Source organism: Stenotrophomonas sp. K-6 (genome assembly GCF_056861555.1).
Window position 1 is genome coordinate 594,177 of record NZ_JBSPUC010000003.1, and the last position, 8,134, is coordinate 602,310.

General features: G+C 66.2%; 7 protein-coding genes. 6 read left to right on the forward strand and 1 reads right to left on the reverse strand.

All coding sequences use genetic code 11. The features are described from left to right. Position 1 precedes the first annotated feature (1 nt). Positions 2–772, forward strand: coding sequence for a hypothetical protein (locus AC13F7_RS13090; protein ID WP_483000984.1), 771 nt, complete (start codon positions 2–4; stop codon positions 770–772). A gap of 51 nt (positions 773–823) precedes the next feature. Next, positions 824–1,801, forward strand: a complete 978-nt coding sequence (locus tag AC13F7_RS13095) for a zinc-binding dehydrogenase (protein ID WP_481467587.1) — start codon at positions 824–826, stop codon at positions 1,799–1,801. A 31-nt stretch (positions 1,802–1,832) separates the two neighbouring features. Here the strand turns inward: AC13F7_RS13095 and AC13F7_RS13100 are convergent, their stop codons facing one another. Further along, complete coding sequence (locus AC13F7_RS13100; RefSeq protein WP_483000988.1) at positions 1,833–2,726, reverse strand: LysR family transcriptional regulator; 894 nt, start codon at positions 2,724–2,726, stop codon at positions 1,833–1,835. Positions 2,727–2,925: 199 nt separating this feature from the next. Here AC13F7_RS13100 and AC13F7_RS13105 point away from each other — a divergent pair, with 199 nt between their 5' ends. From AC13F7_RS13105 to AC13F7_RS13120, 4 genes are all read left to right on the forward strand, one after another. Then, complete coding sequence (locus AC13F7_RS13105) at positions 2,926–3,390, forward strand: (R)-mandelonitrile lyase (RefSeq protein ID WP_483000990.1); 465 nt, start codon at positions 2,926–2,928, stop codon at positions 3,388–3,390. Positions 3,391–3,477: 87 nt separating this feature from the next. Beyond that, positions 3,478–4,125, forward strand: coding sequence for an SDR family oxidoreductase (locus AC13F7_RS13110; RefSeq protein ID WP_483001061.1), 648 nt, complete (start codon positions 3,478–3,480; stop codon positions 4,123–4,125). A gap of 64 nt (positions 4,126–4,189) precedes the next feature. Further along, entirely contained in the window at positions 4,190–5,110 is a 921-nt protein-coding gene (locus AC13F7_RS13115; protein ID WP_483000994.1) for a M14 family metallopeptidase, read from the forward strand. A 337-nt stretch (positions 5,111–5,447) separates the two neighbouring features. Then, positions 5,448–8,134, forward strand: a 2,687-nt coding sequence (locus tag AC13F7_RS13120; RefSeq protein ID WP_483000999.1) for an autotransporter family protein, incomplete at its 3' end; no start/stop codon positions are given.

The window sequence follows — 8,134 nt, forward strand, 5'->3', positions numbered from 1 at the left end:
CATGCGTTGGATCGTGTTGTTGGCCGCATTGGCCATGCCCGTGGTGGCGTGGTTCTCACAGACCGGCATGTTCGGCCCGACCAACGGTGCAGTGTCCGACCAGTACCCGACCCTGCTGGTTGCGGCCGGGTATGCCTTCGCCATCTGGGGCGTGATCTTCCTGTGGGACGTGCTGTTCGGGTTCTGGCAGCTGCGCCTGCGCAAGCCGGACATCACCGGAGTTCGCCCGTGGGCCGCAGCCGGCTTCGCGTTGACCGCTGCCTGGATGCCGGTCTTCTCCAACCAGTGGTTTCTGCCCGCGCTGGCGATCATCTGGGCCGCCTTGCTCTGCCTGATCGTGGCGGCGTACCGCGCCTCGCCAGTCACCGCACCGGGCGGTCAGCGCGCCTGGGCCGCCTATCCACTCGGCCTGCACGCTGGCTGGCTGTCACTGGCCGCGTTCCTCAATACCGCACAGGTGATCGTCGCCTACGGCTGGCTGCCGACCGACAACATGCTCGGCTGGAGCCTCGTGCTGCTGGTTGCGGCCACGCTGCTGGTGCTGGTGGTCAACCAACTGCTGCGCGGCCACTTCGCTTACCCGGCCGCCGTCATCTGGGCGCTGGCCGGCATGTACGTCAAGCAGTCCGGCTGGGACCTGCCGGGCGCGGCCAACATCGCCACCCTGGCGCTGGTGCTGATCATCATCGTGGTGATCCAGACCGTGTGGCTGCGCGTACGCGCGTACCGCCAGCCGCGCGCGATCGCCGCCGCCCACCGTCATCGTCGTTGATTTTTTCTGCAGGAGACCCCCCATGAACATCGTGATGAAGGAGCGCCACTGATGCGCGCTGCGATCCATACCACTTTTGGCGATCCTACCCAGGTTCTGCACGGCGGTGATGTGCCGCAGCCGGCCCCCGCTGCCGGTGAGGTGCGCATCCGCACCGTGCTCACCCCCATCCACAACCACGACCTGTGGACCGTGCGTGGCCAGTACGGCTACAAGCCCGAGCTTCCCGCCATCGGTGGCAGCGAAGGCACCGGCGTGATCGACGCGCTGGGCGAGGGCGTCGACGGCCTGAAGGTCGGCCAGCGGGTCAGCGCTGCCTCCGTACATGGCACCTGGGCCGAGTACTTCGTCGCGCCGGCGCGCATGGTCATCCCCATGCCGGACAGCATCGACGACAACACCGCCGCGCAGCTGATCGCCATGCCGCTCAGTGCGCTGATGCTGCTGGAATTCCTGCAGGTGAAGGAAGGCCAGTGGATTCTCCAGAACGCCGCCAATGGCGCGGTCGGCAAGGCCCTGGCGATGTTGGCCAAGGCGCGTGGCGTGCATTGCATCAACCTGGTGCGGCGCGATGCCGGCGTGGCAGAAATGGCTGAGCTGGGCATCGACCACACGATCTCCACGGCGCAGTCCGACTGGATGGCGCAGGTGCAGGCCAAGCTCGGCAAGGCGTCAATCGCAGCGGCCGTGGATTCGGTCGGCGGGCGCGCCAGCAGCGAGTTGATGACGCTGCTGGGTGATGGCGGCACGCTGGTCTCGTTCGGCTCGATGACCGGCGAGCCGATGCAGCTCAGCTCGGGCGATGTGATCTTCAAACAGGCCACGGTGAAGGGTTTCTGGGGCAGCAAGGTCAGTCAGGCGATGGCGCCGGATGACAAGCGTCGCCTCGTCGGCGAGCTGCTGCAGCTGGCCGCGCGCGGTGGATTGAGCCTGCCGGTGGACGGTGTGTTCGGGCTGGATGAGGTGGCCGCTGCCGCCAAGGCCAGTCTGGAGCCCGGCCGCAACGGCAAGGTGCTGCTGCGCCCCTGATGTGCACCGTAGAGCCGACCGTTGGTCGGCTCTAACGGCCTGCGCGTAGTGCCTCGATCACGACCTTCATCGCGCTGGAGGATTGCCGGCGGCTGGGGTAGTAGGCGTAGTACCCGTCGAACGGATCGCACCAGTCTTCCATGACACGCCGCAGTGCACCGGCGGCGATGTCTTCGAGCACCATGTCCTCGGGCAGATAGGCCAGGCCGGCACCGGCCAGCGCGGCGCGACGGATCGCGCTGCTGCCGTTGAAGGTCCATTGGCCGTCAACGCGCACGTTCACCTCCTCGCCGTCCTTCTCCAGGTCCCACACCATCAGCCCACCGTGGGTAGGCAGACGCAGCCCGATACAGTTGTGCGCGGCCAGGTCGGCCGGTAGCTGTGGCGCGGTATTCGTCAGGAAATAGGCCGGACTGGCCACGATCGCCATGCGCAGCGGCGGGCTGATCGGGACCGCGATCATGTCCTTGGCCACGCGGCCGCCCAGGCGGATGCCGATGTCATAACGCTGGGCGACGATGTCGGCCAGGCCGTAGTCGATGGTCAGTTCCACATGCAGATCGGGATAGGCCGGGAGCACCGCCGACAGCCGCGGCCAGACGATGGCGTTGGCCGCATGCTCGGCCGTGGTGATGCGGATCGTCCCGGCCGGGCGGTCGCGGTACTCGCTGATCGCGGCGACCTCGGCCTCGATCTCCTGCATGCGCGGGGCGACGGTGTCATACAGCCGCTCGCCCGCCTCGGTCATCGAGACACTGCGCGTGGTACGGGTCAGCAGGCGCACGCCGAGGCGCTCTTCCAGGCCGCGCACGGTGTGGCTGAGCGCGGACTGCGAGACGCCCAGCTGCGCTGCCGCGCGGGTGAAGCTGCGCTCGCGCGCGACGGTGACGAACACCTGCAGATCGTTGAAATTTTCGCGGGCCACGGGGCAGGGCCAAGGGCGCATGGCAGTCATGCCAGCCCATGATGAGCGCGGCCGACTGATGAACTCAAGTGGCGTTGTTTCTCGATTGATGAGCTGTGGTTATGGCTGCATGCTGATTGCGGCGGCTAGTACCGGTGCGGGGGCAGGCCTACAGTGGGTATTCCCGGCGGGCGCCGCCGTTGCTTCAGGAGATGCCTCCATGGACCTGTTCACCGCCGCACTGTCGCTTTCGATGGCCGCCGTCGTGCCCGCCGAAACGGCGCCGATCCGCATCACCAGCGCGGGAACCGCCGCCTCCGCCGCCGGCCCGGCGGACTACTTCACCGGTCGTGTCCGCATCGATGCACCGTTCCAGACCGATGCGCCCGCGCGTGTCGGCGGTGCCACGGTCACCTTCGAGGCCGGTGCACGTACCGCCTGGCATACCCATCCGCTGGGCCAGACCCTGATCGTCACCGCGGGCGTGGGCAACGTGCAGGAATGGGGCAAGCCCGCCCGTGAGATCCGCCCGGGCGACATCGTCTGGATCCCGCCGGGCGTCAAGCACTGGCATGGCGCGAAGGCCGCCACCGCGATGACGCACATCGCGATCGCCGAAGCGGTCGATGGCTCGCCGGTGACGTGGATGGAGCAGGTCAGCGACGCGCAGTACAGCGGTAGCTGAACCACGCTCCGTGACGGGGACGGTCATGTCACATCCGCCTGCGTACGCTTGCAGGCGGATCGAAACAGGAGAACCCTCTTGAGCAATGTGTTCATCATCGGCGCGGCCGGCAAGGTCGGCCGCCACCTGGTCACACAGTTGGCCGACAAGCAGCATCGTGTGCATGCGCTGCATCGCCGCGCCGAGCAGGGCGCTGAGTTGAGCGACCTCGGCGCTATGCCGGTCAGCGGTGATCTCACCGCGATCGACGTGGAGACACTGGCCGGCAAGATGGCCGGCTGCGACGTCGTCGTCTTTACCGCGGGGGCTGGCGGTGCGGGTATCGAAGTCACCAACGCCATCGACGGCCGCGGCCTGGAACTTGCCGTGGATGCCGCCCGGCAGGCGGGCGTGCGCCGTTTCCTGCTGGTCTCGGCATTCCCGGAGGCGGGCCGCAACAAGGACATGGGCGAGGGCTTCGAGAATTACATGACGGTCAAGAAGCGCGCCGATGTGTATCTGGCCGTGACGGATCTGGATTGGGTGATCCTGCGCCCGGGGACCTTGAGCGATGCGCCGGGCACCGGCCGCGTCACCGCCGGCCCGGCGATCGCGTACGGCGATGTGCCGCGCGCCGATGTGGCCGCCACGCTGGTGGCGCTGGTGGAACATCCTGAGGTGCGGCAGACGATCATCGAGTTGACCGAAGGCGACCAGCCTGTCGATGAGGCGATCGCGCAGCTTGCCCGGGCGTAAGCAGGGCCGCCTGTGCCGCAGTGATAAAATCACGGCCCACGCCGCAGCACAGCCCGAGCACGCCATGACCAACGCCCCCTTCTATCCCATCGGCACCCCCGGCCAGCCCTGGGGCGCAGCGGAGAAGGCGCAGTGGCGCGCCTGTCAGGTGCCGCAGCGGCGCTACGCCGACGACGTGCTGCCAGCGGTGGACGCGCTGCGGGATGGGTTCGATGTGACCCAGTACGGTACGCTCGATTACGCCCCGGACCAGTACCCGTTGTTTGCCGTACGCAGCCGCGACTGGAACCCGGCGTTGCCGACAATGCTGGTCACTGGCGGTATCCACGGTTACGAAACCAGCGGCGTGCAGGGCGCGCTGCAGTTCCTGCAGACCCGGGCAGCGGACTACGCCGGGCGCGCCAACCTGCTGGTCGTGCCCTGCGTCAGCCCGTGGGGCTATGAGCGCATCCAGCGCTGGAACGCCGATGCGATCGATCCGAACCGCTCGTTCATCGCCAACAGCCCGGCGGCTGAATCGGCCGCGCTGATCGCGCTGGTCGCGCCGCTGCGCGGCAGCATCGTGATGCATATCGACCTGCACGAAACCACGGACACCGATGAAACCGAGTTCCGGCCGGCCTTGGCCGCGCGCGATGGCAAGCCATTCGAGCCGGGTCTGATTCCGGATGGCTTCTATCTGGTCGATGACTCTGAAAACCCGCAGCCGGCCTTCCAGACCGCAGTGAACGCAGCGGTCGAGCAGGTCACTCACATCGCCCCGGCCGACGAAAAAGGCGAGATCATCGGCTCTGCGGTGGTCGCCCCGGGGGTGATCGAATACCCGCTGGAAAAGCTGGGCCTGTGCGCCAGCGTCAGCGGCGCGAAATACACCACCACCACCGAGGTCTACCCGGACAGCCCGCGCGCCACCCCGCAGCAGTGCAATGATGCGCAGGTGGCAGCGATCTGTGCGGCGATCGATTACGCGCTGGCGCATCCCTGACCGCAGTCGGCAACGCTGCCGTCGGACCTTCCCAATTCATTGGGGGGGGCCGGGCCGTTCGATGGCCATGCCGGCGGTGCAACTCGGAGAATGACGCATTCTCCATCCAAAGGTACACACAAGTTTCACACCGTCTAGAAGCAGTCTAGACACCCGCTGATGTGAGTATGACCGCAAAGTGAATGCGGGCGGATGCCGATGCGCTTTCGGATAAATTGCATAGAAGTGCCATATTGAAACCCGGACCATCGCGGCAGTTGGGCCTATCGGGAGATCGGCCCCCACTGATCATCTCGAGGATTTCATGATGTCGCATCGCAGTCTTGCGCAATCCCGTATGCCCAACAGGCTCGCCGGCGCTGTAGCGTTGGCCCTGCTGGTGAGTTCACCTGCTGCATTCGCAGGGACCCTCAACGGCGGCAGCGCGACGGTCAACCCGGGTGATACGCCGGAAACCTGGACGCTGACCAACGGCGCGACCCTGACCGTGAACCCGGGCGGCGGCTGGCTCAATACGAACGCCACCAATTCCACGGTGATCTTCGATAACGCCGCAGACAATGTGTCTTCATCGCTTGACGCAGCCGGGTCGGTGGTCACCGTCACTGCCTCCAATCTCCATTCGACGAGGCTAAATCGGGATTCGGTACTAACGGCGGTCAATGCGAGCTTCATAGCTCCCTCGGCGCTGTTCATCACAAATGCGCAGGCAAGCGTCAGCGGGTCTGTGGTGACGAGTACCGGCGACCGGGGCGTGTACCTGAACGAGGAGATTGGTTCGGCAGCGGGCACGAGTACATCGTCATTGACCGCCACCAACGGTTCAACCATCTCCGGTGCAGGCATCGGCGTCAGCCTCGGCGGGCGGGGTCAGTTCACCCTGGATGGATCCAGCGTCAGCGCCACGCGCAGCGGTACGAATCCCGTCACCCAGGCGGGTCATGGCATCGCAGTGTTCCTAGGCCGGGCCAACATCCTCAATGGCTCCACCGTGACCGGTGACGCCAACGCGGTATATTTCAATCGCATCACCAGTACCGTGGAGCCGACCAACACCACCACCTCGCTGGTGGTGGATGGCTCAGATCTGGTGGGCACCACCGGTGCGGGGATCGTGGTCAACGGGACGGCAGCGGTACCCACGGCGGCCGAGATCGCCCTGTACAACGGCGCCACAGTGACCGGCGGCAACGGCAACATCCTGGAGGTACTAGGCCCGAACAGCGCCACCCTGCTGGTGGATGCATCCAACCTGGTTGGCAATATCCAGGCAGCCACCACCGCCACCACCGACGTCGATCTGACCAATGGCGCCAGCCTGACCGGCAACTTGACCAACGTCACCACGCTGGATCTCACCGATACCGCCCGCGTGACCGGGCAGCTGGACAGCGTGGGTGCCGTCCGCCTGGTCGGCAGCGCCAACATCACAGGCACGCTGACAGATGTCGCAACGTTGAGCCTCGCCGATACTGCCAGCGTGGTAGGCGATGTTACACGCAGCACATCGGTAACGTTGGCCGATGGGGCCCGGTTGCAGGGGCTGTTGACCGACGTAGCTGCACTGGCGTTGTCAGGAACATCCATCGTGACCGGTGCATTTTCCAATGTAGCTGCGGTGACACTGGCCGACGCCGCCCGCTGGGATGTCACCGCTGATTCCACCGTCGGCACGCTGGATATCGGCTCGGGCACGCTGGCCTTTGCCGCACCGTCGCCGGGCTACAAGACAGTCACTGTCGCAGGCGACTTTGCCGTCAATGGCGGCACGCTCATCTTCAACAGCCCGCTGGGTGATGACACATCGCCGTCGGACAAGATTTTGGTAGGCGGCAACACCTCGGGCAGCGGCAACATCGTGGTCAACAACATCGGGGGAGCTGGCGCACAGACGGTGGAAGGCATCCAGTTGATTTCGGTTGCCGGTACGTCGGATGCAGCGTTTGCCCTGTCTGGCCGTGCGGTGGGGGGCGCCTACGAGTACTTCCTCTACAAGGGCGGTGTGAGCACACCGGGTGACGGTGGCTGGTACCTGCGATCCTCCTACACCGGAGATCCTTGCGATCTCGATCCGACGCTGCCTGCCTGCACGCCGGTCGATCCGGGTCCTGGGCCTGGTCCGGGCCCTGATCCGAATCCGGACCCTAATCCGGACCCCAATCCGGACCCCGGTCCGGGTCCGGTCGACCCGGTACCAGTGCTGCGCCCAGAACCCGGCGCGTACCTCGCCAATCAGGCGATCGCCACACGCATGTTCCAGCAGCGCGCCCATGACCGCGGCGAGCGGGCCTTCGATGGCGAGCGTGCCGGTGCCTGGGTGCGGGTGGGCCGTGATCAGGTCCATGGCGATGTACGCGGCCAGATCGATGCGCGCAGCCAGAGCAACGTGCTGCAGATCGGCAGCGATCTAGCCCGTTGGGGCACCACCAGCAGTGGCCAGATCGGTGTGATGTTGGCCAGTGGCCGCGCGGATACGCAGGCGGTTTCCAACGTGACCGGCTACAGCACGCGCGGCAAGGTGAAGGGCGATGCCGTGGGTGTCTATGGCACCTGGGTGCAGCGCGCCAGCGAAAGCACCGGTGCCTATGTGGACGGTTGGCTGCAATACGCGCGCTTCGACAGCGAAGTGCAGGGCGAGGCACTGGCGAAGGAGAAGTACGACGCCACCACCCGTGCTGCGTCGCTGGAAGCCGGCTACAGCTGGACGCTGGTCAACCGCGAGCGCAGCGCGTGGTTCATCCAGCCGCAGGTGCAGCTGACCTACACCGACTACAAGGGTGACACCCTGCAGGAAGCCAACGGCACGATCGTCCAGGACGGCCGTGCGGGTGGGCTTGAATCACGCGTCGGCGTACGCCTGTTCGGGCACGACAGCGCCACGGGCAACCGGGTGCAGCCGTTCTTCGCGGTGAACTGGCTGCGCGGCGACCATGGCAACTCGCTGCTGTTCGATGGCGAGCGGATCAGTGCGACCCTGCCGACCAACCGCTATGAAGCACAGGCCGGTGCCCAGCTGAAGTTGGG